Source organism: Paracoccus shanxieyensis, assembly GCF_009711265.1.
GTDB lineage: Bacteria > Pseudomonadota > Alphaproteobacteria > Rhodobacterales > Rhodobacteraceae > Paracoccus > Paracoccus shanxieyensis.
Genome location: NZ_WMII01000001.1, coordinates 109,672 through 132,119, shown reverse-complemented (window position 1 = coordinate 132,119; position 22,448 = coordinate 109,672). Strand labels below are relative to the sequence as shown.

The window sequence follows — 22,448 nt, the reverse complement described above, 5'->3', positions numbered from 1 at the left end:
AGACAGAACATGGCTCAGGCCGCTTCGAAACCGATGACCAAGACCCAGCTGGTGACCACGCTGGCCGAAGAAATGGGCAGCGACAAGAAAACCGCAGCTGCGGCGCTGGACGCGCTTTCGGCAGTTGTCTCGAAAACCGTGGCCGATGGCGGCGCGGTCACGCTGCCGGGGATCGGCAAAGTTGCTTGCCGTGCACGCCCCGAGCGTCAGGTCCGCAATCCGCAGACGCAGGAAATGATGACGAAACCCGCCGACAAGGTGGTCAAGGTCACCATCGCGAAAGCGCTGAAAGACAGCGTGAACGCCTGATCTTTCGATCGCGTCCGAATCCGGGGCCGCGCAGCGATTGCGCGGCCCCTTTTTTATTGCAAAGTCCAACACTGGCGATACGCGCGGCGCGGAGAGCAGGGCTTTGGACTTGCGCGCGCCGGGTCATCTGTTAGCCCAAAGGCAACAGAAACGTGAAAAGGGGCAGCGCATGGATTTCAGGGCCATTCTGATGGGCTTCGGTTTTGCGCTGATGTGGTCTTCGGCCTTCACGACCACGCGCATCATCGTGCTGGCGGCCCCGCCCCTGACGGCGCTGGTGATCCGCTTTGCGCTGTCGGCGGTCATTGCCGTGCTGCTGGCCCGCGCCTTGGGGCAAAGCTTTCGGCTCAGCCGCGCGGAATGGCGCACCGTCATCATCTTCGGCCTGTGCCAGAACGCGCTGTATCTGGGGCTGAACTGGATCGCCATGCAGCATGTCGAGGCCTCGGCCGCCTCGATCATCGCCTCGCTGATGCCGCTGATCGTCGCGTTCATGGGCTGGGCGCTGTATTCCGAAAAGCTGCGGCCGATTGCCGTGGCCGGGCTGATCGCGGGCGTCATCGGCGTCTCGATCATCATGGGCGTGCGGTTGCAGCACGGTCTGGACGTTCCGGGTCTGATCCTGTGCCTGATCGGCGTCGTCGCGCTGACCTTTGCCACGCTGGCCGCGCGTGGTGCGGGCGGCAGCCGCAACATGATGATGATCGTGGGTCTGCAAATGGCGGTCGGAGCGGCGGCGCTTTTGCCCTTTGCGGCGATCATGGAAGCCGGGCGCAGCGTCCAGTGGAGCTGGGCGCTGGTCTGGTCATTCCTGTATACCGTGCTGGCCCCCGGCATCGGCGCGACATGGCTGTGGTTCCTGCTGGTGAACCGCGTCGGCGCCGTGCGGGCCGCCACCTTTCACTTCCTGTCGCCGATCTTTGGCGTGGCCATCGCGGCCGCGCTGTTGGGCGAACGCTTCGGGGCGTCGGATGTGATCGGCGCGGTGATCGTGGCGGCAGGGATCCTGATGGTGCAACTGGCCCGGATCCCCGCCGCTGTGCCTCAGTCGTCGGACGCGGCAGCGGCGCGCATCGACGGGCGGTCCTGAACCCGGCTGACCCATGCGTCCACGGCGGGCGTGCGCGGCATGCCGTCCTGAAAGAACATGAAGGGCGAGGCGACCAGCAGATCCGCCGCCGAATAGGCGTCGCCCAGCAGATAGTCCTGCTTGGTCAGCACCTCGTCCAGCCGCTGGATCGCGGTGTCGTAATCGCGGAACGTGTCCAGCAGCGCCGGATGTTCGATCTTGCAATAATTCAGCAGCGCCACCGGCTCGAGCACGCCCTGATACCATGACAGCCAGCTGAGATATTGCCCGCGCCGGGGATCGCCAGGCAGGGGGCCAAGCCCGGCCTCGGGGAAACGGTCGGTCAGATACAGGATGATCGCGCCGCGTTCGCGCACCCAGTCATCGCCATCGACCAGATAGGGCACCTTGCCCTCGGGATGGGGATTGCGCGGGTCGATCCGGCCCGAGCCGTCCTGACGGATGATGTCCACCCGCTCGATCCGCACCTGATCGGTGGCGCCCAGTTCGTCAAGCAGCGCGATCAGGCTGGACGAGCGGCTTTTCGGGGAATGATAAAGGGTCAGCATGTTCGGGTCTCCTTGCTTGTGACCCGGACCTTGCACCGAAGCTGCTGACAGAAGGTGACAGCATGGCGCGATCTGACCGGCTGATGCGGCTGATGGACACGCTGCGCCGCCTGCCCGGCCCGGTGACGGCGGCGCGGCTGGCCGAGGAAACCGGCGTCTCGCCCCGCCAGCTTTACCGCGACATCGCCACCCTGCGCGCGGGAGGGGCGCTGATCGATGGCGAAGCGGGGCTGGGATATACCCTGACCGAAGACCCGGCCCTGCCGCCGCAAAGTTTCTCGCGGCTGGAAATCGAGGCGCTGCTGCTGGCGGTTTCGGCGCTGCGTTCGTTGGGCGATGGGGCACTGACCCGCGCGGGCGAGGATGCCTTGGCCCGGATCGTCGCCACCTTGCCCGAAAGTCAGGGCCGGCACGCGCTGCACGCGACGATGCGGCTGTTCCGCCCGCAGGTGCCCCAGCGCAGCTTGCAGATCGACATGGCCATCCTGCGCGAGGCGCTGTGGGACGAACGCAGCGTTATCATCGACTATCTGGACCTGAACGACCGCGCCACCACGCGCGAGATCTGGCCCTTGGGCCTGTCCTATGGCGACGACCACGTGATGCTGCTGGCGCATTGCCGGTTGCGGCAGGATTACCGCATCTTTCACGTCACCCGCATCCAGAGCCTGCGGCCGGGCGCGGAAAGCTTTCGCCCCCGCCGCGTGGCGCTGGTGCGCGATTACGCCGCCCGCTGCATCACGCGGCCCGGGGGCTGAAAATCGCCGTCGCCGGATCGCAGCGGTAATGCGGCAGATAATCCGGTGCGCGCCGTGCCAGATCGCAGACGGCCTCAAGGATCGTCCGGATCTCGGCCTGCGGCGCGGCCCAGCACAGGTTCAGCCGCACGAAGCCGGGCTTTTCGATTTCTTCACCGGCAAGGATCGCGGCGCGCAGCCGGTCCGATTCCGCGTCACTCAGCCCAAGCAGATGATGCACATAGGGCCCGGCACAGGCGCAGCCGCCACGCGCCTGCACGCCATGCAGATCCGACAGCATCCGCGTGGCCAGTTGCTGATGGATGAAACCTCCGCGCCCGTCGCGGATGCGAAAGCTGAAGAACGGCAGGCGCGGGGCATCCAGATTGCCCAGCAATTGCAGGCCCGGTTGCGCGCGCAGGTGCGCCATCCCCAGCCGCAGCCAATCGGCATTGCGGACGGCGATCTGGTCCGCAAAGGCACGCTTCGTCAGCATCACCAGCGCGGCGCGGATGTCGCCCACGACATTGGGGGTGCCGCTTTCCTCGCGCGCTTCGACCGTGGCCGCATAATCCTGCCCGTGCGGGGAAACAAAGCGCACCGTGCCACCGCCCGGCTGGCTGGGACGCTGTGCCATCACCGCATCGCGGCGCAGGATCATCACCCCCGAGGCCCCCGGCCCGCCGATGAACTTGTGCGGCGACAGGACGACCGCATCCATGCCCAGCCCCATGTCGATGGGCAGATAGGGCGCGCCGCCCGCGTAATCCCAGACGACCTTGGCCCCCGCCGCCTTAAGCCGCGCGGTCAGCCCCGCCACGTCGGCAAGGATGCCCGTGACATTGGATGCCGCAGACAAGCTGGCGATGACCGGCCCCGGTGCCGCAGCCAGGGCGTCGCTCAGCGCGGCAAGGTCCGGCCCGCCGGTCGCAGCCTCGGGGATCGCGATCACATCCGCACCGCTTTCGCGCCATGGCAGGATGTTCGAATGGTGTTCATATGGCCCGATCAGCACCGTCGTCCCCGGAGCCGCGCCGAAAAGATGCACCAGCCGGTTGATCCCCGCCGTCGCCCCGCTGCCGGTAAAGACCACCGCATGATCCGCCCCCGCGCCGGTGCATTGCGCGATGGCCGCCCGCGCGGCGCGGCGCATCCGCGTCATGGTGGCGCCGCAATGGCTGGCCTCGGTATGGCTGTTGGCATACCACGGCAGCACGTTTTCCATCACCCATTCCTCCAGCGGGCGCAGCGCCCGGCCCGAGGCGATGTAATCCGCATAGATCATCCGGCGCGGCCCGAACTGACCGTCGATCACGGCGTCTTTGCCGATCATTTGATCGTGGATTTCCGGCGAAAGGCGGGAAAGATAGCTGTCGAACATGCGATATTCCTTGTTTCGACACATTCTGACCCGCAATATCCGGGTAAATCTTACCTAAATTTGGCGAATGTCGCGGATATTGTGGTCATATGAACGACAAACCCTTGGAGCTGGACCAGATCGACCACCAGATCCTGTCCCATCTGCAACGCGATGGCAGCCTGTCGCAGCGCGATCTGGCCGAGCGTGTGGGTCTGTCGCAGAACGCCTGCTGGCGGCGGCTGAACAGGCTGTCCGAGGCGGGCGTGCTGCGCGGCAGCCGCGCCGTCATCGACCCTGAGGCGCTGGGGCTGGGGCTGACGGTCATCATCATGATCCGCACCCGCCACCATGACGACGCATGGGCGCGCCGGTTCCGCGCCCGCGTGGAATCCCTGCCGCAGATCACCGAGTTCCACCGCATCGGCGGCGAATGGGATTACATGGCCAAGGCCGTGACCACCGGCATGTCGGGCTATGACGCGCTGTACAAGCGGCTGATCGACGGGATGGATCTGGAACGCGTGACCGGCGTTTTCTCGATGGAGACGATATTTCAGGGCCGGCCGCTGTCGCCCGGTTGATTTTCACGAAATGTTCTACATCTTGGGTCCATGCGCGCCGATCAGATCCTGTTCCCGACCGATGCGGGCCTGTATTGCCCCGAAGGTGGTTTCCACATCGATCCGGTGCGCCCGGTCGATCGTGCGCTGATCACGCATGGCCATTCCGACCATGCCCGGTTCGGCCATGGCGCGGTCATGGCCACGCAGCAGACGCTGGACATCATGCGCCTGCGCATGGGCGCGGATCATGCCGGGGCCGAACAGGCGGCGCAGGGCACAATGCGCATCGGCGGCGTTACGGTCAGCTTTCACCCGGCGGGGCATGTGCTGGGCTCGGCCCAGATCGCGGTGACATCGGGCGATTGCCGGATCGTGGTGTCGGGGGATTATACCCGCGCGGCCAACCCGACCTGCCTGCCGTTCCAGCCGATCCCCTGCGATGTCTTCGTGACCGAGGCCACCTTCGGTCTGCCGGTCTTTCGCTTTCCCGATCCGGCGACGCAGGCGGCAAAGCTGATGGCCAGCATGGCCGAATTTCCCGACCGTCCGCATCTGATCGGCGCCTATGCGCTTGGCAAGGCCCAGCATGTCATCAGCCTGATGCGGCAGGCGGGCTATGACGCGCCGATTGCCATTCACGGCGCGCTGAAGACGCTGTGCGATTACTATGTCGCGCAGGGGGTGGATCTTGGCCCGCTGATCCCGGCAACGGCGGATGAGGTTCCCGCGCAGCTTGTCATCGCGCCGCCCTCGGCATTCGCCAGCCTGTGGGTGCAGCGGTTCCGCGATCCGGTGGTGGGCTTTGCCTCGGGGTGGATGGCCGTCCGGGCGCGGGCGCGGCAGCGGGGCGTCGAACTGCCGCTGATCGTCAGCGACCATGTGGACTGGCCGATGCTGACCGGCACGCTGGCCGAACTGTCCCCGTCCGAGGTCTGGGTCACGCATGGCACCGAAGACGGCGTGATCCGCTGGTGCGAGTTGCAGGGCATGGCCGCGCGGCCGCTGCGGCTGGTCGGCTATGAAGACGAGGCCGAGGAATGAAAGCCTTTGCCTTTCTGCTGGAGCGTCTGGCCTTTACCGCGGCGCGCAATGCCAAGTTGCAGATCCTGCAGCATTACCTGGAGCGCACGCCCGACCCGGACCGGGGCTGGGCACTGGCCGCCCTGACCGGCGATCTGGAACTGCGCCGCGTCACGCCCTCGTTGCTGCGCGGGCTGGCGGCCGAGCGGATCGATGATCAGTTGCTGGCGCTGAGCTATGATTTCGTCGGCGATCTGGCCGAAACCATCGCGCTGATCTGGCCGGACGGGGCGCAGGACGATCCGCCCCTGTCGCAGGCGGTGGAATTGCTGCAGGGCACCGGCAAGGCCGCGCTGCCCGCCGCGATTGCCGCGATGCTGGACCGGCTGGGCCCGTCCGAGCGGCTGGCCTTCCTGAAGCTGGCGACGGGCAATCTGCGCGTGGGTCTGTCGGCGCGGATGGCCCGCATGGCGCTGGCCGGGATGGGCCAGCCCGCCGTCGCCGATCTGGAAGAGATCTGGCACGGGCTGGTCCCGCCCTATGCGCCCTTGTTCGACTGGATCGGCGGCGGCGCGCGTCCCGAAAGCGCGGCTTTGGCGCCGTTCCGCCCGGTGATGCTGTCGACGCCGACCGATCTGGATGAATTGCAGGCGCTGAATCCCGCCGATTACCTTGCCGAGTGGAAATGGGACGGCATCCGCGTGCAGGCCGTCAGCGAAGGCGGCGTGAAGCGGCTGTATTCCCGCACGGGCGAGGATATTTCCCATGCCTTTCCCGACGTGACCGAGGCCATGGCCTTCGAGGGCGCGGCGGATGGCGAATTGATCGTGCGGCGCGGCGGGCAGGTCGCGCCCTTTGGCGATCTGCAAAAGCGGCTGAACCGCAAGACCGTCGGCAAGGGCCTGCTGGACAGCCATCCGGCGGGGCTGCGGCTTTACGATCTGCTGGTCTGGGAGGGGCGCGACCTGCGCGCGCTGCCCTTGGCCGAACGTCGGGCGGTCCTTGAGGCGGTGGTATTCGGCGCGCGCATCGACGTGTCGCCGGTGCTGGATTTCGCGGTCTGGGACGATCTGGCGGCGCTGCGTGCGGATCCTCCGGCTGCGGTGATCGAGGGGGTGATGATCAAGCGCCGCGACAGCGCCTATGTCGCGGGCCGACCGCGCGGGCCGTGGTTCAAGTGGAAGCGCGATCCGATGGTGGTGGATGCCGTGCTGATCTATGCGCAGCGCGGCCATGGCAAACGTTCGGGGTTTCATTCGGATTTCACCTTCGGCCTGTGGGCGGGGGATGAGCTGGTGCCGGTCGGCAAGGCCTATTTCGGCTTTACCGATGCCGAGCTGCGCGAGCTGGACAAGTTCGTGCGCGCCAATACGGTGGACCGCTATGGCCCGGTGCGGGCCTTGGCTCCGAAGCTGGTGGTCGAGGTGGCGTTCGAGGGGCTGAACCGATCCTCGCGCCACAAATCGGGGGTGGCGATGAGGTTTCCCCGGATCAGCCGCATCCGTTGGGACAAGCCCGCGGCCGAGGCCGACCGGCTGGAAACGCTTGAGGCGATGCTGTGAGATTGCCCAAGGCGTTTCAGGACTGGTTCGCAGAGCAGGGCTGGCAGCCGCATCCGCATCAGCTGGCGCTGCTGGACGCACCGGGCGACAGCCTGCTGATCGCGCCGACCGGGGGCGGCAAGACACTGGCGGGTTTTTTGCCTTCGCTGGTCGAGCTTTCGCAATTTGCCGGTGCCGATGGGTATTTGGAAAACAAGGAAACCGGCAAGCGCGGTCTGCATACGCTGTATGTCTCGCCGCTGAAGGCGCTGACGGCGGATATTGCCCGCAATCTGGCGCGGCCCGTGGCGGGGCTGGGGCTGAATCTGCGCATCGAGGACAGGACGGGCGATACGGGATCCGCGCAGCGGCGGCGGCAGCGGGTCGATCCGCCCGATATCTTGCTGACGACGCCGGAAAGTCTGGCCTTGATGCTGAGCTATCCCGAGGCGCCCGCGATTTTCGGCGGTCTGCGCCGCGTGGTGCTGGATGAGTTGCATGCGCTGGCCGAAAGCAAGCGCGGCGATCAGCTGATGCTGGGGCTGGCGCGGTTGCGTGCGCTGTCTGCGGGGCTGCAGGTGACGGGTCTGTCGGCCACGGTCGAGGATCCGCAGGCGCTGGCCGGCTTCATGGCGGGGGCCGCCGCGGTCGAGATCGTCGAGGCCGATCCCGGCCCCGATCCCGACATCGCCATGTTGCAGACCGCAAAGCCCGCGCCTTGGGCCGGAGCGGGCGGGCATTATGCCATTCCCGAGGTGCTGGCTGCCGTGAAGGCCGCCCGCACCACGATCATCTTCATCAACACACGCGCGCAGGCCGAGCTGTTCTTTCAGGCGCTGTGGGCGGCGAATGACGAGAACCTGCCCATCGGCCTGCATCATGGGAGCTTGGCGCGCGAGAGCCGCATGCGGGTCGAGGCGGCGATGGCGGCGGGCGAATTGCGCGCCGTGGTCGCCACCGGCAGTCTGGATCTGGGCATCGACTGGGGCGCGGTCGATCTGGTCATTCAGGTCGGTGCGCCGAAGAACGTCAAGCGGCTGGTCCAGCGCATCGGGCGGGCGAACCATCGCTATAACGCGCCCTCGGTCGCGCGGATCGTGCCCGCGAACCGCTTTGAGCAGATCGAATGCGTGGCGGCCTTGCAGGCGGTCCGTGCCCGCGATCTGGACGGCGATCCGCGCGGGCCGGGGCCGTTGGACGTGCTGTGCCAGCATATCCTGCTGACGGCCTGCGCCGCGCCCTTTGATGCCGATGCGCTTTATGCCGAGGTGGTGACGGCAGGCCCCTATCGCGGGCTGAGCCGTGCGGATTTCGATGCCTGTCTGGATTTCGCGGCGACCGGCGGCTATGCGCTGCGGGCCTATGACCGCTGGCAGCGGCTGATGCGGCGGGACGGGCTGTGGCTGCTGCGCGACCCGCGCGCGGCGAGGCTGTTGCGCATGAATGTCGGCACCATCGTCGAGGCCGAGATGCTGAAGGTGCGGCTGCGCGGCCGGGGCGGCGCGCCCCTGGGCGAGGTCGAGGAGGCGTTTGCTGCCAGTCTGACGCCGGGCGACAGCTTCCTGATTGGCGGGCGCGTCGTGCGGATGGACGGCTTGCGCGACATGGTGATCGAGGTCACGCCCGATCCCGCGCAGACGCCCAAGATTGCGGTGTTTTCCGGGATCAAGCTGGCCATGACGACGCAGCTTGCCCATCGCGTGCAGGCAATGATCGGCGATCCGGCGCAGCATGCGGCGCTGCCCAAGGACACCCGCGATTGGCTGGAGCTGCAGGCCCGCGTCAGCCGTCTGCCGGAACCGGGGTTGCTGCTATCGGAAACCTTTCCCCATGCCGGGCAATGGCATTTCGCGCTGTATGGCTTTGCCGGCCGGAACGCCTTGCAGACGCTTGGCCTTTTGCTGACGCGCGAGATGGAAGAGGAGGGGCTGGGCCCTCTGGGCTTTCTGTCCACCGATTATGCCTTGCTGATCTGGTCGCTGGATCCGGTGCTGGATCCCGCGCCTCTGCTGGACGCGGCGCGGCTGCGGGCGGGTCTGGGTGACTGGCTGGGGGAAAACGCCGTGATGAAGCGCACCTTTCGCAATGTCGCCGTGGTGGCGGGGCTGATCCAGCGCAATATGCCCGGCGCGCGCAAATCGGGCAGGCAGGCGACGTTTTCCAGCGACATCCTGTATGACACCCTGCGCAAATACGACCCCGACCATTTGATGATGCGCGTCACCGCCGATGAGGCCGCGCGCGGGCTGGTCGATTTCGGCCGGATCGAGGAGATGCTGGCACGCTCGCCCCAGCGCGAACATCGGGTGCTGGAGCGTGTGTCGCCCTTGGCCGCGCCGCTGCTGCTGGAGGTGGGCCGGGTGCCGATCCGTGGCGAGGGCCGTGAGCGGCTGGCCCAGATCGAAGCCGATGCGCTGATGCGCGAGGCGGGGCTTGAGGCATGAGCTATGGCTTCGATTTCCATGGATTGCGGCTTGAGGCGCGCGGCTCGGGGGCGTTGTGGTGGCCGGAAGGCCGCTGGCTGATCGTGGCCGATCTGCATTTCGGCAAGTCCGAGCGGATGGCCCGGCGGGGCGGGTCGCTGCTGCCGCCCTATGAGGGGCAGGCGACGCTGGACCGGCTGGAGGCCGAGATCGCGGAGCTGCATCCGACGACCATCATCAGTCTGGGCGACGGCTTTGACGATCTGGCCGCCGTGCAGGCGCTGGACGGCATGGTGGCGGCGCGTCTGGTGGCGCTGGCGCGGCACTGCGATTGGGTCTGGATCGGCGGCAACCATGATCCCGGCGCGCCCTTGGGGATGCCGGGGCGGGCGCTGGACAGCCTGCATCTGGGCCCGGTCGCCCTGCGGCACGAGGCGGGGCAGGGGCCGGACATCTCGGGGCATTATCACCCCGCCGTGCGGCTGGCCGGAGAGCGGCGGCGGGCATTTCTGCTGGGGGCGGAGCATCTGATCCTGCCGGCCTTCGGGGCCTATACCGGCGGGCTGATCTGCGATGATCCGGCGCTTGTGGCGCTGGTGCCGCGCGGTCTGGCGATTGCCTGCGGGCCGCGTCCGGTGGTGATGCCGCTGGGGATCGCCACGCGCCCGCGTCGCGGCTGGCGATGAAAAAGGCCGGGCGTTTCGGCCCGGCCTTTTGCTTAGCTGCGCAGCGTGCCGCCCGTGGCCTTGGCGACCTTTTCGACGATCTTGGCGCTGACCGCCTCGATATCGGCATCGGTCAGGGTCTTGTCCTTGGGTTGCAGCCGGGCGGTGATGGCGATGGATTTCCTGCCGCCTTCAAGCCCGGTGAACTGGTCGAAGACGGTCACACGCTCGATCAGCGCCTTGTCGGCCCCGGCGGCGGCATTGACCAGCGTCAGCGCCTCGGTCCCGGCATCCACCACGAAGGCGAAGTCGCGTTCCACTGCCTGCAAGTCGGACAGCGCCAGCGCGGGACGCGAGGGCGTGCGGGTTTTCGGCAGCGGCACGGCGGCGATGCGCACGGTAAAGGCCACGACCGTGCCCTTGATGCCGTAATGGCGCAGCACCTTGGGATGCACCTCGCCGAAACTGGCCAGCGCGTTCGGACCCAGCGCGATATTGCCTGCGCGGCCCGGATGCCACCATGCGTCCAGCTTGCGGTTGATCTGCGCCTTGGCGGGCGCGCCGATCTGGGCAAGGATCGCCTCGGCATCGGCCTTGGCGTCGTAAATGTCCACCTTGCGGCGCGACGCGAAGGGGTCGCGCGGCGCGGTCTGGCCGACAAGGATGCCGGTCAGATGCAGATCCTGTTCGCCCGGCTCACCGCCGCTGAAAACGGGGCCACATTCAAACAGTTGCATATCGGCAAAGCCGCGCGCCTGATTGCGCGCCGCCGCCGCCAGCAGGCCGGGCAGCAGGTCGGGGCGCATATGCGTCATTTCGCTGCTGATCGGATTTTCGATGCGCAGCGCCTCTTGTCCGCCGCCGAACAGCGTGGCCGAGGCCGCGTCGATGAAGCTGTAGGTGACGCATTCATTATATCCCAGCGAGGCCGCCAGCCGCCGTGCCGCGCTTTCGCGGCGTTGCAGCGGCGTCAGGACCGGGGCGGGGATGCCCGGCTGCGGACGCGGCAGCGGCTGGCCCTGCAACTGGCTGAGCGAGGCGATGCGCGCCACTTCCTCGACCAGATCGGCGCTGCCCTGCACATCGGGCCGCCACGGCGGCACGAAGGCCTGATCGCCCTGCAACCGGAAGCCAAGGGCCTCCAGCGTCGCGCGTTGGTCCGCTTCGGGAATGTCCATGCCGACAAGGCTGGAGATCCGCGCGGGCTGCAGCGCATAGCTGCGGGTGGTGTCGGGCACGGCCCCGGCGGTCACCACCTCGGAGGCCTCGCCGCCGCACAGATCAAGGATCATCTGCGTGGCCAGTTCCAGCCCTGCTTGGGTGAAGGTCGGATCGACACCGCGTTCAAAGCGGTAACGCGCATCGGAATTGATCTTCAGCGCGCGGCCGGTCGTGGCGATGGCGATGGGGTTCCAGAACGCGCTTTCCAGAAACACGTCCACCGTCGCCTCGTCGCAGCCCGAAGCCTCGCCGCCCATGATCCCGGCGATGCTTTCGGGGCCGTTATCGTCCGAAATCACCATCATGCCGGGGGCGAAGGCATAGGTCTTGCCGTCCAGCGCCAGCAGGCTTTCGCCCGCAGCGGCAGGCCGCACCACCAGATCGCCCTTGACCTTGGCCGCGTCAAAGACGTGCAGCGGGCGGTTCAGGTCGAAGGTGAAGAAATTGGTGATGTCGACCAGCGTGTTGATCGGCCGCAGACCGATCGCCGTTAGCCGCTGTTGCAGCCATGCGGGCGAAGGGCCGTTCGTCACGCCGCGAATGACCCGGCCCGAGAAGAACGGCACGTCCTGCGCAACCTCTGGGGCGATCACCACCTTGATGGGGCTGGAGAAGCTGCCGGGCACGGTCGCGGTCTTTTCCGCTTTCAGCGTGCCAAGGCCGCGCGCGGCCAGATCGCGCGCCACGCCGCGCACGCCAAGGGCGTCGGGGCGGTTGGGGGTGATCTTGATCTCGATGACCGGATCGACCGCCTCGGGGCGGTTCGCGGCCAGCCAGTCCACGAACAGATCGCCGACCTCGCCCGAGGGTAGTTCGATGATGCCGTTATGTTCGTCCGACAGCTCCAGTTCCCGTTCCGAGGCCATCATGCCAAAGCTTTCGACGCCGCGGATCTTGCCGACGCCCAGCGTCACATCAAGGCCGGGAACGTAATCGCCGGGCTTGGCCAGCACCACGGTGATGCCCGCGCGGGCATTGGGCGCGCCGCAGACGATCTGGGTTTCGCCCTGATCGGTCAGCACGCGGCAGACGCGCAGCCGGTCGGCATCGGGATGCTGCGTCGCCTCCAGCACCTTGGCAAGGCGAAAGGCTTTCAGCTTGCCCGCCGGGTCGGTCACGCCCTCGACCTCAAGGCCAAGATCGGTCAGCGCCTCGGTGATCTGATCCAGCGAGGCTTGGGTGTCCAGATGCTCCTTGAGCCAGGAGAGGGTGAATTTCATGCGCGCATTCCCGAAAGCTTTGGCGCTGACTTAGCGCATGGCGGCGTGAATTGGTAGGGTCCCACACCACACCGCACCAAATAGCGGGCGGCCTGCCGATCTTGTGCGGGCGCGGGAAGTTCCTATCTTCAAGGACGTGAAACAAGGGCAAGGGGCCATGGACAACCAAAGAGAACTTCTGATCGAGCAACGGGTCGCCAACGACGCGAAATCGCCGCTGGTCGCCTATCTGCTGGCGATCTTTCTTTGGGGGTTCGGCCTGCACCGGATGTATCTGGGCCGCTGGATCAGCGGCTTCGTGATGCTGGCGATGTGGGGTGTGGGCTGGCTGACCGCGCCCATCCTGATCGGCTGGCCGCTGGTCGCGCTGGTCGGCATCTGGAACATCATCGACCTGTTCCTGATCCCCGGTATGGTCCAAGAGGACAAGGACGACATCCGCCGCCGTCTGGGATCGGACCTGCGTTACTGACCCCTGATCCGCAATGCGAATGCCCGCGCGTCGATGACGCGCGGGCATGCGATGTCACTGGTGTTCAGGCCGCAACCGCCGCGTCCGAACGCAACCGCAATTCATGCAGGTCATGCACAAGACCCGACCGGCGCATGACTTCTTCCGCGCGGAACATATAGCGCGAGAATGTCTGGTCGCGCAGGTCTTGCTGAGGATTTGCGGCGCTTGCTTCGAATTCGGCATTCTTGCCGTCAAGTCCGGCCATTGCACGGGCCAGACGCTTCACCAGATCGTCTTTCATAACCATCCTACCACGTAATCAAAAAACAGCGTACTCGTTGAAAACATATCTTGAAAAACATGGGCCTGCGACACATTGCCTGCCCGGTTACTCGCTACAGGTGTGTTTTAGCGCCAAATACCCGCCGATATGAAGCTGTCCAAATGGGTAGGTGGGATGTGGTGCGGCTCGGCTGTTTTTGTTTTTACAATTCAGACGCTTGATGCGCAGATGCCGCCGCTTGGTGGGTCAGGCGGCGAAAAACCCCATGGTCACGAAAACCGCCCCGGCGGTCAGCCAGCCGGGCTTGTTGCGGCTGGCTTGCGCGCCAAGCGCCAGACAGGGCAGGGCCAGCAGCCACGGCCAGAATCGCGTCAGCGTGCTGGCGACACCGCCGAACCAGTCCGGCGCGATCAGGCCGCAGACATAGCCCAGCAGCGCCAGCAGCCCGAAGTAACAGATGGCGGCAAGGCCGATGTCGCGCAGCCGGCGCTCGGCTGCCTCCGAGGTCCAGCTTTGCGGGCGCAGATGCGCGCGGGCCAGCAGCATGACGGTCAGCGCCAGAAACATCGCGGCGGCAATGCCAAGCACCGGCAGCAGATAGGCCTGCGTCACGGCGGCTGCGATGCCACTGGCGCCGTGGTTCGCATCGACCATGCCAAACAGGCTGATCGAGGCAAGGAAGGCCATGGCATAGGTCGGAAGGGCGCTTTGGGTCTGTGACATGCTGCCTCGGGTGCTGTTGGGTCGCGGTTCGCGGGCAGGATAGCCGGGCCGCGTGACGGATCAACATGACATGGCCGTGTGTGGCGCTGTGTGTGGCAGGGTTTCGCCGGATGTCGCTCCGGGCGGGTTATTCCGGCGCGGGCAGCAGCATCGTGCCACGGCAATCGCGGGCGGCATCGGGCGCGCAGGCACGCGGCTGCAGATCGCGGGTCAGGCAGATGCGGACCTCTTGCAGGGCGCGGTCGCGGCAGGTGACGGTGATGCCATCGCGTGTCATGTCGGGATTGGCCTCAAGAAAGGCATCCTCGATGACCTTGGCGGGCAGCGTCACGTCGCGGCCCACGCGGGTCAGGATTTCCGGAATAGCCACAGCCTGCGTCGCCTGCCGCGTCAGGGCGAAATAATCCTGCGCTGACAGGCCCGAACAGCGCCCGTGCTTTTTCCACTGATACCATGCCAGCCCGGATGTGCCCATGATATCGGCCATGTCGCGGCTTTCGCGGCGCGAGGGGTCGCGCGCGCGGGTGGTGCAATCCTCGGGCCAGCCGTTTTCGTATTGTGGCCACAGCCCGTGGACGGTGAAGCCCAGCTTGCGGGCGGGCTCGCATTGCTCGGACCGCTGCGCGCGGCCCTGCGCATCGCACCAACTGGGCGACCAGCTGAGCGACAGCAGGTAATAGTCAAAGCGCCCGGCGACATCCTGCGCCAAGACGGGCTGGACAAAGACGGGCTGGGCAAAGGCGGGCAGGGCAAGCGCCAGAAGGGCAGACAGGAATCGCATGGCCCGGACCCTAGCCGGGCCGTCCGCCCCGCGCCACGAGATTCAGGCTTTATCTGCATCGCGCAAGCGCCTATACAGGCGGTCAATCCCCCCTGAAAATGGAATGGCGCCCGCCAAAAGCCGTTTTCCCGGCCGAAGAAGATATTGTTAAGGAGAAGGTCATGAACAAGCCGCTGATGGCCCGCGCCACCGCCGTCTGGCTGGTCGATAACACGACGCTGAGCTTCAAGCAGATCGGTGATTTCTGCGGTATGCACGAACTGGAAGTGCAGGGCATTGCCGATGGCGACGTGGCAGCCGGCGTCAAGGGCTTTGACCCGGTCGGCTCGAACCAGCTGGACCAGACCGAGATCGAGAAGGGTCAGAAGGATCCGCGCTACAAGCTGCGTCTGAAGCACAACCCCGCCGCCGAAGGCGAGGAAAAGCGCCGTGGCCCGCGTTACACGCCGCTGTCCAAGCGTCAGGACCGCCCCGCCGCCATCCTGTGGCTGGTGAAGTTCCACCCGGAACTGGCCGATGCGCAGATCGCGAAACTGGTCGGCACGACCAAGCCGACCATCGCCTCGATCCGCGAGCGCACGCATTGGAACATCCAGAACATCCTGCCGATCGACCCGGTTGCGCTGGGGCTGTGCCGTCAGTCCGAACTGGACGCCGCCGTGCAGAAGGCCGCCAAGCGCAAGGCCGCCGAAGGCGGGTCGATGACCGATGACGAACGCCGCAAGCTGCTGTCCACCGAGACCTCGCTCTCGATGTCGGATGAGCCGCGGATGCCGTCCTCGATTGCCGGGCTTGAGAATTTCAGCCTGACCAAGGACGAAGAAGATGAGGCGCCGAAAAAGGAATACGACGCCGACAGCTTCTTCAACCTGCCCGAAGCGGATGACGACGACGAAGACGACGACAACCGCCGCTGAGAATGCGAAAACCCCGAAGCGCCGCTTCGGGGTTTTTTTTTGCCCGCTGCCTTAGATCGACAGGCAGACATATTTCATTTCAAGGTAATCCTCGATCCCGTGGCGCGAACCTTCGCGGCCAAGGCCGGATTGCTTGATGCCGCCGAAGGGCGCGACCTCGGTCGAGATGATGCCGGTATTCACGCCGACGATGCCGTATTCCAGCGCCTCTTGCACGCGGGTGATGCGGCCGACATCGCGGGCATAGAAATAGGCGGCCAGCCCGAAGATCGTGTCATTGGCCCAGGTGACCACCTCGTCCTCGGTGTCGAACTTGAACAGCGGGGCCAGCGGGCCGAAGGTTTCCTCGGTTGCGACCTTCATGTCCTGGGTGACGCCGGTGACGATGGTGGGTTCAAAGAACAGCCCCTCCATCGGCTTGCCGCCGGTCAGGACCGAGCCGCCGCCATCCAGCACGTCCTGAATGTGGTCCTGCACCTTTTCCACGGCTTTTTCGCTGATCAGCGGGCCGGTGGTCGTGCCTTCGGTCATGCCGTCGCCGACCTTCAATTTGTCCACTGCCGCCGCCAGCTTCTTGGCAAAGGCATCATAGACGCCCGCCTGCACATAGATGCGGTTGGCGCAGACGCAGGTCTGGCCATTGTTGCGGAATTTCGACGCCATCGCCCCATCCACGGCGGCATCCAGATCGGCATCGTCAAAGACGATGAAGGGCGCGTTGCCGCCCAGTTCCATGCTGCATTTCATCACCTGATCGGCGGCCTGACGCAGCAGGATGCGCCCGACATTGGTGGATCCGGTAAAGGTCAGCTTGCGCACCACCGGGTTTTCGCAGAACTCCTTGCCGATCTCGGACGCTTTCGAGGAGGGCACGATGCTGAACAGCCCCTTGGGCACTCCCGCGCGGTCGGCCAGAACCGCCATGGCCAGCGCCGACAGCGGCGTTTCCGAGGCGGGACGCCCCACGAAGCCGCAGCCCGCCGCCAGCGCCGGCGCGCATTTGCGGGTGATCATCGCATTGGGGAAGTTCCACGGCGTGATAGAGCCTACGACGCCAATGGGCTGTTTCAGCACCGTCAGGCGCTTGTCGGGCTGATGGCCGGGGATGGTTTCGCCATAGATGCGCTTGGCCTCTTCGCCGAACCATTCGATGAAGCTGGCGCCATAGGCGATTTCGCCCTTGGCTTCGGCCAGCGGCTTGCCCATCTCGGCGGTCAGGATGCGGGCCAGATCGTCCTGATTTTCCATCATCAGATCGAACCATTTGCGCATGATCTGCGCGCGTTCCTTGGCGGTGCGCGCGGCCCAGCCCTTCATCGCGTCATCCGCAGCGGCGATGGCGCGGCGGGTTTCGGCAACGCCCAGATCGGCCACCTTGGCGATCACGTCGCCCCGCGCCGGGTTCACCACATCGAAGGTCGCGCCATCATCCGCCTGAATCCAGACACCTGCCACATAGCCGCGGGTTTCCAGAAGCGAGGGATCTTTCAGCAGCATCTTAAGGTCGGTCGCGTGCGTGTTCATCGCCTGAGTCCTTGTTCTTTGCCGGATGCCAGCAGGCTTGCGCGTTTTGTTTGCCCAACGCAAGGCAGAGGACGATCACGGAAATTGTGATGAACCCAAAGCCGGGTCGCGGCGTTGAGAAGAAACGTCAGGCTTTTCCCTCTTGGCGTAGACAGACTTAAGGGGTGGCGGATCTCTCTCCCGCTGCCCCTTTCTTTATGCGCGCCAGCAGGGTTGCAGATCGCCCGGACGCGGGGCCGCCGCATAAACGCCGCGGGCGATGGCGCGGGCCAGCGTCACCGCTGCAGCATGTCCCAGCAGAAATGGCGTCACCGCAGGATCGGGCAGGGGCTTTGCCCCGGTCGAGGCCGCAAAGACCAGATCGCCGTCATAGGGCGTGTGGCTGGGAACGATGGCGCGGGCCATGCCGTCCTGCGCCGCTGTGGCCATCCGGTGCGCCTGCGCCTTGTCCAGCGCGGCATCGGTCGCGACGATGGCGATGGTCGTGGCCTCGCCCAGACGTTTCGCCAGCAGCGGCTCGCGCCCCGGATCGTGACGGGGGGCGGGGCCAAGATTGCCAAACTCGCCCTGCATTTCCCACGGGGCGGCCCAGAAATGGCGGCTGTCGCCCACGGTCGCCGATCCCAGCGCGTTGACGACGACCAGCGCGCCGACGGTGATGCCGCAATCCAGCACCGCCGAGGCCGAGCCCAGCCCGCCTTTCAGGCGATGCGTCATCGCGCCTGTGCCCGCGCCCTCGCTGCCGATGGCGAAGCGGCGTGCTGCCGTGTCAAAGGCGCTGCGGCCAAGCGCCGGATAGGGATTGTCGTCCCAGTCCTTGTCGCCGCCGTTCAGCAGATCAAAGACGATCGCGCCCGGCACGATGGGCACCTGCACCAGCCCGACCGGAAAGCCGCGCCCCGCCGCCCGCAGCCCGGCCGCCACGCCGTCGCAGGCCGCCAGCCCGAACGCGGATCCGCCCGACAGCACCAGCGCATCGACGCCCTGCACCATCTTGTCCGGCGCCAGCAGGTCGGTTTCCCGCGTCCCCGGCGCGCCGCCCATGACATTCACCCCGCAGATCAGCGGCGCGTCGCCCGTCAGCACCGTGACGCCCGAGCGCAGCAGGTCATCGCGCGCATTGCCCACGCGCAGCCCGTGAATGTCGGTAATCAGGTTCATCGGACCGGGGCGCATCGCGGCTCCTTTTGCAGGCTGCGCGAACCGTCGCCCGCCCTGCGGCGTTGCGCAAGCGGAATGCGGCCCCTAAATCTGGGGGAACAGCTTTGAAAGGACAGAAACATGAGCACTGTCATGCATCGCATCTTCGACCGGCCCATGGATGAGGCCGCGCCGAAGGGGTTTGAAACCGTGATCTTTGGCATGGGCTGCTATTGGGGCGTCGAACGCCTGTTCTGGCAGCTTGACGGCGTCTGGATGACCGAGGTGGGCTTTGCCGGGGGGCATGTCGAAAACCCCTCATACAAGCAGGTCTGCGAAGGCTCGACCGGCCATGCCGAGGTGGTGCGCGTGGTGTTCGACCCCAGCCGCATCAGCTTTGAGCGGCTGCTGCAGGTGTTTTGGGAAAACCACAACCCGACGCAGGGCAACCGGCAGGGCAATGATGTCGGCTCGCAATATCGCAGCGTCATCATGTATACGACGCAGCACCAGAAGAACGCCGCCGAACTGTCCAAGGCCGATTACGGCAACCGGCTGGCGGTCGAGGGCTTCAAGGCGATCACCACCGAGATCGTGCCCGCCACGCCCTTCTATCCCGCGCATGAGGATCACCAGCAATATCTGGACCGCTATCCCGACGGCTATTGCGGGCTGCGCGGCACCGGCGTACAGGCGCCGCTGACGGATATTGCCGAGGAAATCTGAATGCCCACATGGACCGCGCTGACCCATACGCTTTGCCGCGACGCCGCCGAGGCCTTGGCCGAGCTGGGCGAGGATCTGACCCCCGAACCCGTGGGCAGCGGCGTCTTTGAGATCGAGGACGGCTCGGACCGCTGGGAAGTGGGCCTGTATTTCGACGAGGCTCCCGATGAGGTCGCGCTGGCGCTGATCGCCATGTCGCAGGGCGCCGATCCCTTCGTCATCTCGGAACTGCCCGAGGTGGATTGGGTCGCCCATGTGAAGCGCGAGCTGTCCCCGGTCGAGGCCGGGCGGTTCTTCGTCCATGGCAGCCACGACGCCGAGCAAGTGCCCGAAGGCGCCGAGGCGCTGCTGATCGAGGCGGCCATGGCCTTTGGTACCGGGCATCACAGCACCACGAAAGGTTGCCTGCTGGCGCTGGACCGGCTGGTCGATGCGGGCTGGCAGCCGTCGCGCATCGTCGATGTCGGCTGCGGCACCGCCGTTCTGGCGATGGCGGCGGCGCGGGTGTTCCCCGTCACGGTGCTGGCGGGCGATATCGACCCGCAGGCCGTCGATGTGGCGCAGGCCAATGTCATCGCGAACGGTCTGGGCGGGCGCGTGGAATGCGTCGAGGCGGTGGGCTTTGACCATCCGCTGATCGAAGGCGCCGCGCCCTTTGATCTGGTCTTTGCCAACATCCTGAAACAGCCGCTGATCGACCTTGTGCCGGATATGGCGCGCTATGTCGCGCCGGACGGGCGGGCGATCCTGTCGGGCATCCTGACGACGCAGGCCGATGAGGTCACCGCCGCCTATGCCGCAGGCGGTCTGAAGCTTGAGCGGCGCGATGATTACGGCGAATGGTCCACGCTGGTGGTCACGCGCGGCGCCTGACAGCTTAGCCCTTGGCAAGGTCGGCGATACCGCCGGCCTGACCCCGCCTGCCTGACCTGCCGGAAAACTTGGCAGAACAAGAAGGCAGAACAAGAAGAAGGCCCCGCCGGTTATCCCGATGGGGCCTTTTCAATGGGCAGTCCGAACAGATGCGCGCTTAGCGGCGGGCGATCAGTTCGATGTCACCGCGGCACAGACCGATATCGTCCAGTTCGCGGTCGGTCAGGCGGTTCAGTGCGTTCTTGGTCACGCGAGCATCGTTCCAAGCGGTCAGGATCGCGAGGGTTTTCGCGACAAAACCAAAAGAGTTCGTCCCGGCGAGGACGCGGTTCGTGTCAATTGCCGACATCATGTCACCTTGTCTGATATTGCCCTGCAATCGGGCTGTTTTCTTGATGACAAGCATATAGTCCGGGCAGAATGAAAACTCTACGAGCGTGGCCGGTATCCCAGCTATGCAGCGCACGCATAAGGCGCGGTTTTTCTTAACCTTTTGCTGTTTGCGGCGTGTTTTTGGGCTTTGCAGCAATCCGGCATCGAATTGGATGATTTCTGCGCTGAAAAATTGCTGAAAAGCCGAGGTGATCCCTAGCGCCAATCCCCCAGCGCCGCCTGCCACAGTGACATGGCTGCAACAGCGGCGGTGTCCGCCCGCAGGATCCGGGGGCCAAGTGCCATACGGGTGACACATTCCATGGTCCGAAGCCGCTTGCGCTCTGATTCTGACCAGCCGCCTTCGGGGCCGATCAGAATCGCCCAGGGACCGGGCGCAAGCCCTGCCAGCACCTGCGCGGGACCGGCCATCGCCTCATCTGCCCACAGGATGCGGCGCGTGCCGTCCCAGCCGTCCAGCAGCCGCGACAGCGGCGCAAGATCCGTGACCTCGGGGACGAAGGTGCCGCCGCATTGTTCGGCGGCCTCGACCGCATGGGCCTGCAGGCGGTCCTGCCGGATGCGTTCGGAATTGGTGTGGTCGGTCTGCACCGGCATGATGCGTGCCGCGCCCATCTCGGCGGCCTTTTCGACGATGAAATCGGTGCGGGCCTTCTTGATCGGCGCAAAGATCAGCCACAGGTCGGGCGGATCAAGCTGCGGTGCGGATTGTTCCAGCGCCACGACATCGCCATTGCGCTTGGCCAGCCGCTGAATCCGGGTCAGCCATTCACCATCGCGCCCGTTGAACAGCAGGATGTCGTCGCCCGGCTGCTGGCGCATGACCGAGGACAGGTAATGCGCCTGATCGGCATTCAGAGCGATGCCTTGTCCTGACGCCAGCGGGTGATCTATGAAAAGCCTGATTTTTGCCATGATGGGGCGCAGGATATGCAGACCGACCGCCAGACGCCAGACGCATCCGTCGCCGATGCCCCCGCCGATAACTGGGTGGATCGCCATGCCCCGCAGGACTGGCGGCCGTGGCTGCGCCTGTCGCGGGCCGACCGGCCCATCGGCACATGGCTGCTGCTGCTGCCCTGCTGGTGGGGGATCGGACTGGCGACCATGGCCGACCGGCCGACGCTGCGCGATCTGTGGATCGCGCTGGCCTGCCTGCTGGGCGCGTTCCTGATGCGGGGCGCGGGCTGCACATGGAACGACATCACCGATCGCGACATCGACGGGCGCGTGGCGCGCACGCGGTCGCGGCCCATTCCCTCGGGGCAGGTCACGGTCAAGGGCGCGGTGGTCTGGATGGTGGCGCAGGCGCTGGCGGCCTTTGTCATCCTGCTGACGCTGGGCGGGGCGGCGATCCTTTTGGGCGTCGCATCGCTGGCTCTGGTGGCGATCTATCCCTTTGCCAAGCGCTTCACCTGGTGGCCGCAGGTGTTTCTGGGGCTGGCCTTCAACTGGGGCGCGCTGCTGGCATGGGCGGCGCATATGGGCAATGTCGCACCCGCGCCGTTTCTGGCCTGGCTGGCGGGGATCAGCTGGACGATCTTTTACGACACGATCTATGCCCATCAGGACGCCGAGGACGATGCGCTGATCGGGGTGAAATCCACCGCCCGCCTGTTCGGTCGCGATTCGAAGAAATGGCTGATGGGCTTCGGTGCGGGCGCGGTCACATTGCTGGCATTGTCGGTGCTGGCGACGGGCGCTTCGGGGCTGTCCTTGCTGCTGGCCTTTGTCGGGATCGCGGCATTTGCGGCGCATCTTGCGTGGCAACTCAAGCAGTTCGACATGACTGACAGCGCGGGCTGCCTGCGGCTGTTCCGGGCCAACCGCGATGCCGGTCTGCTGGTTGCGCTGTTTCTTGCTTTGGCGGGGCTGGTCTGATTGCACAATCGCCGCCGCAGCGTTACTGACAGCGGGTCCGAAACTGCCCAAGG

The 22,448-nt window shown here is 66.0% G+C and carries 23 protein-coding genes; 13 read left to right on the top strand and 10 right to left on the bottom strand.

Annotated features, from left to right (window positions below; all coding sequences use genetic code 11):
• Positions 1–9: 9 nt before the first annotated feature.
• The gene (locus tag GL284_RS00635; protein WP_155042717.1) at positions 10–309 is read left to right on the top strand and encodes an HU family DNA-binding protein; all 300 of its coding nucleotides are present in this window, start codon (positions 10–12) and stop codon (positions 307–309) included.
• 169 nt (positions 310–478) lie between these two features.
• The gene (locus GL284_RS00630) at positions 479–1,399 is read left to right on the top strand and encodes a DMT family transporter (RefSeq protein WP_155042716.1); all 921 of its coding nucleotides are present in this window, start codon (positions 479–481) and stop codon (positions 1,397–1,399) included.
• On the opposite strand, the gene GL284_RS00625 is transcribed toward GL284_RS00630, so the two are convergent.
• A complete protein-coding gene (locus GL284_RS00625; protein ID WP_155042715.1) occupies positions 1,354–1,947 on the bottom strand; it encodes a glutathione S-transferase family protein in 594 nt (197 codons plus the stop codon). The genes GL284_RS00630 and GL284_RS00625 overlap by 46 nt on opposite strands.
• A gap of 62 nt (positions 1,948–2,009) precedes the next feature.
• Between GL284_RS00625 and GL284_RS00620 the strand changes: the two genes are divergently transcribed.
• Complete coding sequence (locus tag GL284_RS00620; protein WP_155042714.1) at positions 2,010–2,705, top strand: helix-turn-helix transcriptional regulator; 696 nt, start codon at positions 2,010–2,012, stop codon at positions 2,703–2,705.
• On the opposite strand, the gene GL284_RS00615 is transcribed toward GL284_RS00620, so the two are convergent.
• Entirely contained in the window at positions 2,686–4,065 is a 1,380-nt protein-coding gene (locus GL284_RS00615) for an aminotransferase class V-fold PLP-dependent enzyme (protein WP_230382890.1), read from the bottom strand. The two genes, GL284_RS00620 and GL284_RS00615, sit on opposite strands and share 20 nt — an antisense overlap.
• An 89-nt stretch (positions 4,066–4,154) precedes the next feature.
• Here GL284_RS00615 and GL284_RS00610 point away from each other — a divergent pair, with 89 nt between their 5' ends.
• The 5 genes from GL284_RS00610 to pdeM are packed head-to-tail and all read left to right on the top strand — an operon-like array spanning position 4,155 to position 10,280.
• Positions 4,155–4,628 carry an Lrp/AsnC family transcriptional regulator gene (locus GL284_RS00610; RefSeq protein ID WP_155042712.1) on the top strand — a complete coding sequence of 158 codons (474 nt, stop codon included), beginning with the start codon at positions 4,155–4,157 and terminating at the stop codon, positions 4,626–4,628.
• A 30-nt stretch (positions 4,629–4,658) separates the two neighbouring features.
• Positions 4,659–5,651 (top strand): ligase-associated DNA damage response exonuclease, encoded by a 993-nt coding sequence (locus GL284_RS00605; RefSeq protein WP_155042711.1) that lies wholly within the window; start codon positions 4,659–4,661, stop codon positions 5,649–5,651.
• Positions 5,648–7,192 carry a cisplatin damage response ATP-dependent DNA ligase gene (locus GL284_RS00600; RefSeq protein WP_155042710.1) on the top strand — a complete coding sequence of 515 codons (1,545 nt, stop codon included), beginning with the start codon at positions 5,648–5,650 and terminating at the stop codon, positions 7,190–7,192. The genes GL284_RS00605 and GL284_RS00600 overlap by 4 nt, the downstream gene beginning before the upstream one ends.
• A complete protein-coding gene (locus GL284_RS00595; RefSeq protein WP_341870264.1) occupies positions 7,189–9,615 on the top strand; it encodes a ligase-associated DNA damage response DEXH box helicase in 2,427 nt (808 codons plus the stop codon). Before GL284_RS00600 ends, GL284_RS00595 begins: the two co-directional genes overlap by 4 nt.
• Complete coding sequence (gene pdeM, locus GL284_RS00590) at positions 9,612–10,280, top strand: ligase-associated DNA damage response endonuclease PdeM (protein ID WP_155042709.1); 669 nt, start codon at positions 9,612–9,614, stop codon at positions 10,278–10,280. The genes GL284_RS00595 and pdeM overlap by 4 nt, the downstream gene beginning before the upstream one ends.
• A 32-nt stretch (positions 10,281–10,312) precedes the next feature.
• On the opposite strand, the gene pheT is transcribed toward pdeM, so the two are convergent.
• Positions 10,313–12,700 (bottom strand): phenylalanine--tRNA ligase subunit beta, encoded by a 2,388-nt coding sequence (pheT, locus tag GL284_RS00585; RefSeq protein ID WP_155042708.1) that lies wholly within the window; start codon positions 12,698–12,700, stop codon positions 10,313–10,315.
• A 157-nt stretch (positions 12,701–12,857) separates the two neighbouring features.
• Between pheT and GL284_RS00580 the strand changes: the two genes are divergently transcribed.
• Positions 12,858–13,172: a TM2 domain-containing protein gene (locus GL284_RS00580; protein WP_155042707.1), complete on the top strand. Its 315-nt coding sequence runs from the start codon at positions 12,858–12,860 to the stop codon at positions 13,170–13,172.
• Between the two features lie 64 nt (positions 13,173–13,236).
• Here GL284_RS00580 and GL284_RS00575 read toward each other — a convergent pair whose 3' ends face one another.
• The 3 genes from GL284_RS00575 to GL284_RS00565 all read right to left on the bottom strand — a co-directional run bounded on the left by GL284_RS00575 (position 13,237) and on the right by GL284_RS00565 (position 14,941).
• A complete protein-coding gene (locus GL284_RS00575) occupies positions 13,237–13,455 on the bottom strand; it encodes a hypothetical protein (protein ID WP_155042706.1) in 219 nt (72 codons plus the stop codon).
• A 228-nt stretch (positions 13,456–13,683) separates the two neighbouring features.
• A complete protein-coding gene (locus tag GL284_RS00570; RefSeq protein ID WP_155042705.1) occupies positions 13,684–14,160 on the bottom strand; it encodes a hypothetical protein in 477 nt (158 codons plus the stop codon).
• 127 nt (positions 14,161–14,287) lie between these two features.
• The gene (locus tag GL284_RS00565) at positions 14,288–14,941 is read right to left on the bottom strand and encodes a ribonuclease T2 family protein (protein ID WP_155042704.1); all 654 of its coding nucleotides are present in this window, start codon (positions 14,939–14,941) and stop codon (positions 14,288–14,290) included.
• A gap of 161 nt (positions 14,942–15,102) precedes the next feature.
• Between GL284_RS00565 and GL284_RS00560 the strand changes: the two genes are divergently transcribed.
• A complete protein-coding gene (locus GL284_RS00560) occupies positions 15,103–15,858 on the top strand; it encodes a DUF1013 domain-containing protein (protein ID WP_155042703.1) in 756 nt (251 codons plus the stop codon).
• A 51-nt stretch (positions 15,859–15,909) separates the two neighbouring features.
• On the opposite strand, the gene GL284_RS00555 is transcribed toward GL284_RS00560, so the two are convergent.
• On the bottom strand, positions 15,910–17,382 hold the full coding sequence (locus GL284_RS00555) for an NAD-dependent succinate-semialdehyde dehydrogenase (RefSeq protein ID WP_155042702.1): 1,473 nt from the start codon (positions 17,380–17,382) through the stop codon (positions 15,910–15,912).
• Between the two features lie 195 nt (positions 17,383–17,577).
• The gene (locus tag GL284_RS00550) at positions 17,578–18,558 is read right to left on the bottom strand and encodes a P1 family peptidase (RefSeq protein ID WP_155042701.1); all 981 of its coding nucleotides are present in this window, start codon (positions 18,556–18,558) and stop codon (positions 17,578–17,580) included.
• A 105-nt stretch (positions 18,559–18,663) separates the two neighbouring features.
• On the opposite strand from GL284_RS00550, the gene msrA reads away from it, so the two are divergent.
• Both msrA and GL284_RS00540 read left to right on the top strand, forming a co-directional pair.
• Positions 18,664–19,248 (top strand): peptide-methionine (S)-S-oxide reductase MsrA, encoded by a 585-nt coding sequence (gene msrA / locus GL284_RS00545; RefSeq protein ID WP_155042700.1) that lies wholly within the window; start codon positions 18,664–18,666, stop codon positions 19,246–19,248.
• Positions 19,249–20,121, top strand: coding sequence for a 50S ribosomal protein L11 methyltransferase (locus GL284_RS00540; protein WP_155042699.1), 873 nt, complete (start codon positions 19,249–19,251; stop codon positions 20,119–20,121).
• A 157-nt stretch (positions 20,122–20,278) separates the two neighbouring features.
• On the opposite strand, the gene GL284_RS00535 is transcribed toward GL284_RS00540, so the two are convergent.
• The gene (locus GL284_RS00535; RefSeq protein WP_155042965.1) at positions 20,279–20,470 is read right to left on the bottom strand and encodes a DUF1127 domain-containing protein; all 192 of its coding nucleotides are present in this window, start codon (positions 20,468–20,470) and stop codon (positions 20,279–20,281) included.
• A 239-nt stretch (positions 20,471–20,709) separates the two neighbouring features.
• Positions 20,710–21,429, bottom strand: a complete 720-nt coding sequence (locus tag GL284_RS00530) for a 16S rRNA (uracil(1498)-N(3))-methyltransferase (protein ID WP_155042698.1) — start codon at positions 21,427–21,429, stop codon at positions 20,710–20,712.
• 15 nt (positions 21,430–21,444) lie between these two features.
• Between GL284_RS00530 and ubiA the strand changes: the two genes are divergently transcribed.
• Positions 21,445–22,395, top strand: a complete 951-nt coding sequence (gene ubiA, locus GL284_RS00525) for a 4-hydroxybenzoate octaprenyltransferase (RefSeq protein WP_155042697.1) — start codon at positions 21,445–21,447, stop codon at positions 22,393–22,395.
• Positions 22,396–22,448 lie beyond the last annotated feature (53 nt).

Excerpts from the sequence above, each read along its gene's own strand:
- GL284_RS00635 (WP_155042717.1), top strand. The coding sequence starts at position 10 with ATGGCTCAGGCCGCTTCGAAACCGATGACCAAGACCCAGCTGGTGACC.
- GL284_RS00630 (WP_155042716.1), top strand. The coding sequence starts at position 479 with ATGGATTTCAGGGCCATTCTGATGGGCTTCGGTTTTGCGCTGATGTGG.
- GL284_RS00625 (WP_155042715.1), bottom strand. The coding sequence starts at position 1,947 with ATGCTGACCCTTTATCATTCCCCGAAAAGCCGCTCGTCCAGCCTGATC.
- GL284_RS00620 (WP_155042714.1), top strand. The coding sequence starts at position 2,010 with ATGGCGCGATCTGACCGGCTGATGCGGCTGATGGACACGCTGCGCCGC.
- GL284_RS00615 (WP_230382890.1), bottom strand. The coding sequence starts at position 4,065 with ATGTTCGACAGCTATCTTTCCCGCCTTTCGCCGGAAATCCACGATCAA.
- GL284_RS00610 (WP_155042712.1), top strand. The coding sequence starts at position 4,155 with ATGAACGACAAACCCTTGGAGCTGGACCAGATCGACCACCAGATCCTG.
- GL284_RS00605 (WP_155042711.1), top strand. The coding sequence starts at position 4,659 with ATGCGCGCCGATCAGATCCTGTTCCCGACCGATGCGGGCCTGTATTGC.
- GL284_RS00600 (WP_155042710.1), top strand. The coding sequence starts at position 5,648 with ATGAAAGCCTTTGCCTTTCTGCTGGAGCGTCTGGCCTTTACCGCGGCG.
- pdeM (WP_155042709.1), top strand. The coding sequence starts at position 9,612 with ATGAGCTATGGCTTCGATTTCCATGGATTGCGGCTTGAGGCGCGCGGC.
- pheT (WP_155042708.1), bottom strand. The coding sequence starts at position 12,700 with ATGAAATTCACCCTCTCCTGGCTCAAGGAGCATCTGGACACCCAAGCC.
- GL284_RS00580 (WP_155042707.1), top strand. The coding sequence starts at position 12,858 with ATGGACAACCAAAGAGAACTTCTGATCGAGCAACGGGTCGCCAACGAC.
- GL284_RS00575 (WP_155042706.1), bottom strand. The coding sequence starts at position 13,455 with ATGAAAGACGATCTGGTGAAGCGTCTGGCCCGTGCAATGGCCGGACTT.
- GL284_RS00570 (WP_155042705.1), bottom strand. The coding sequence starts at position 14,160 with ATGTCACAGACCCAAAGCGCCCTTCCGACCTATGCCATGGCCTTCCTT.
- GL284_RS00565 (WP_155042704.1), bottom strand. The coding sequence starts at position 14,941 with ATGCGATTCCTGTCTGCCCTTCTGGCGCTTGCCCTGCCCGCCTTTGCC.
- GL284_RS00560 (WP_155042703.1), top strand. The coding sequence starts at position 15,103 with ATGAACAAGCCGCTGATGGCCCGCGCCACCGCCGTCTGGCTGGTCGAT.
- GL284_RS00555 (WP_155042702.1), bottom strand. The coding sequence starts at position 17,382 with ATGAACACGCACGCGACCGACCTTAAGATGCTGCTGAAAGATCCCTCG.
- GL284_RS00550 (WP_155042701.1), bottom strand. The coding sequence starts at position 18,558 with ATGCGCCCCGGTCCGATGAACCTGATTACCGACATTCACGGGCTGCGC.
- msrA (WP_155042700.1), top strand. The coding sequence starts at position 18,664 with ATGAGCACTGTCATGCATCGCATCTTCGACCGGCCCATGGATGAGGCC.
- GL284_RS00540 (WP_155042699.1), top strand. The coding sequence starts at position 19,249 with ATGCCCACATGGACCGCGCTGACCCATACGCTTTGCCGCGACGCCGCC.
- GL284_RS00535 (WP_155042965.1), bottom strand. The coding sequence starts at position 20,470 with ATGTCGGCAATTGACACGAACCGCGTCCTCGCCGGGACGAACTCTTTT.
- GL284_RS00530 (WP_155042698.1), bottom strand. The coding sequence starts at position 21,429 with ATGGCAAAAATCAGGCTTTTCATAGATCACCCGCTGGCGTCAGGACAA.
- ubiA (WP_155042697.1), top strand. The coding sequence starts at position 21,445 with ATGCAGACCGACCGCCAGACGCCAGACGCATCCGTCGCCGATGCCCCC.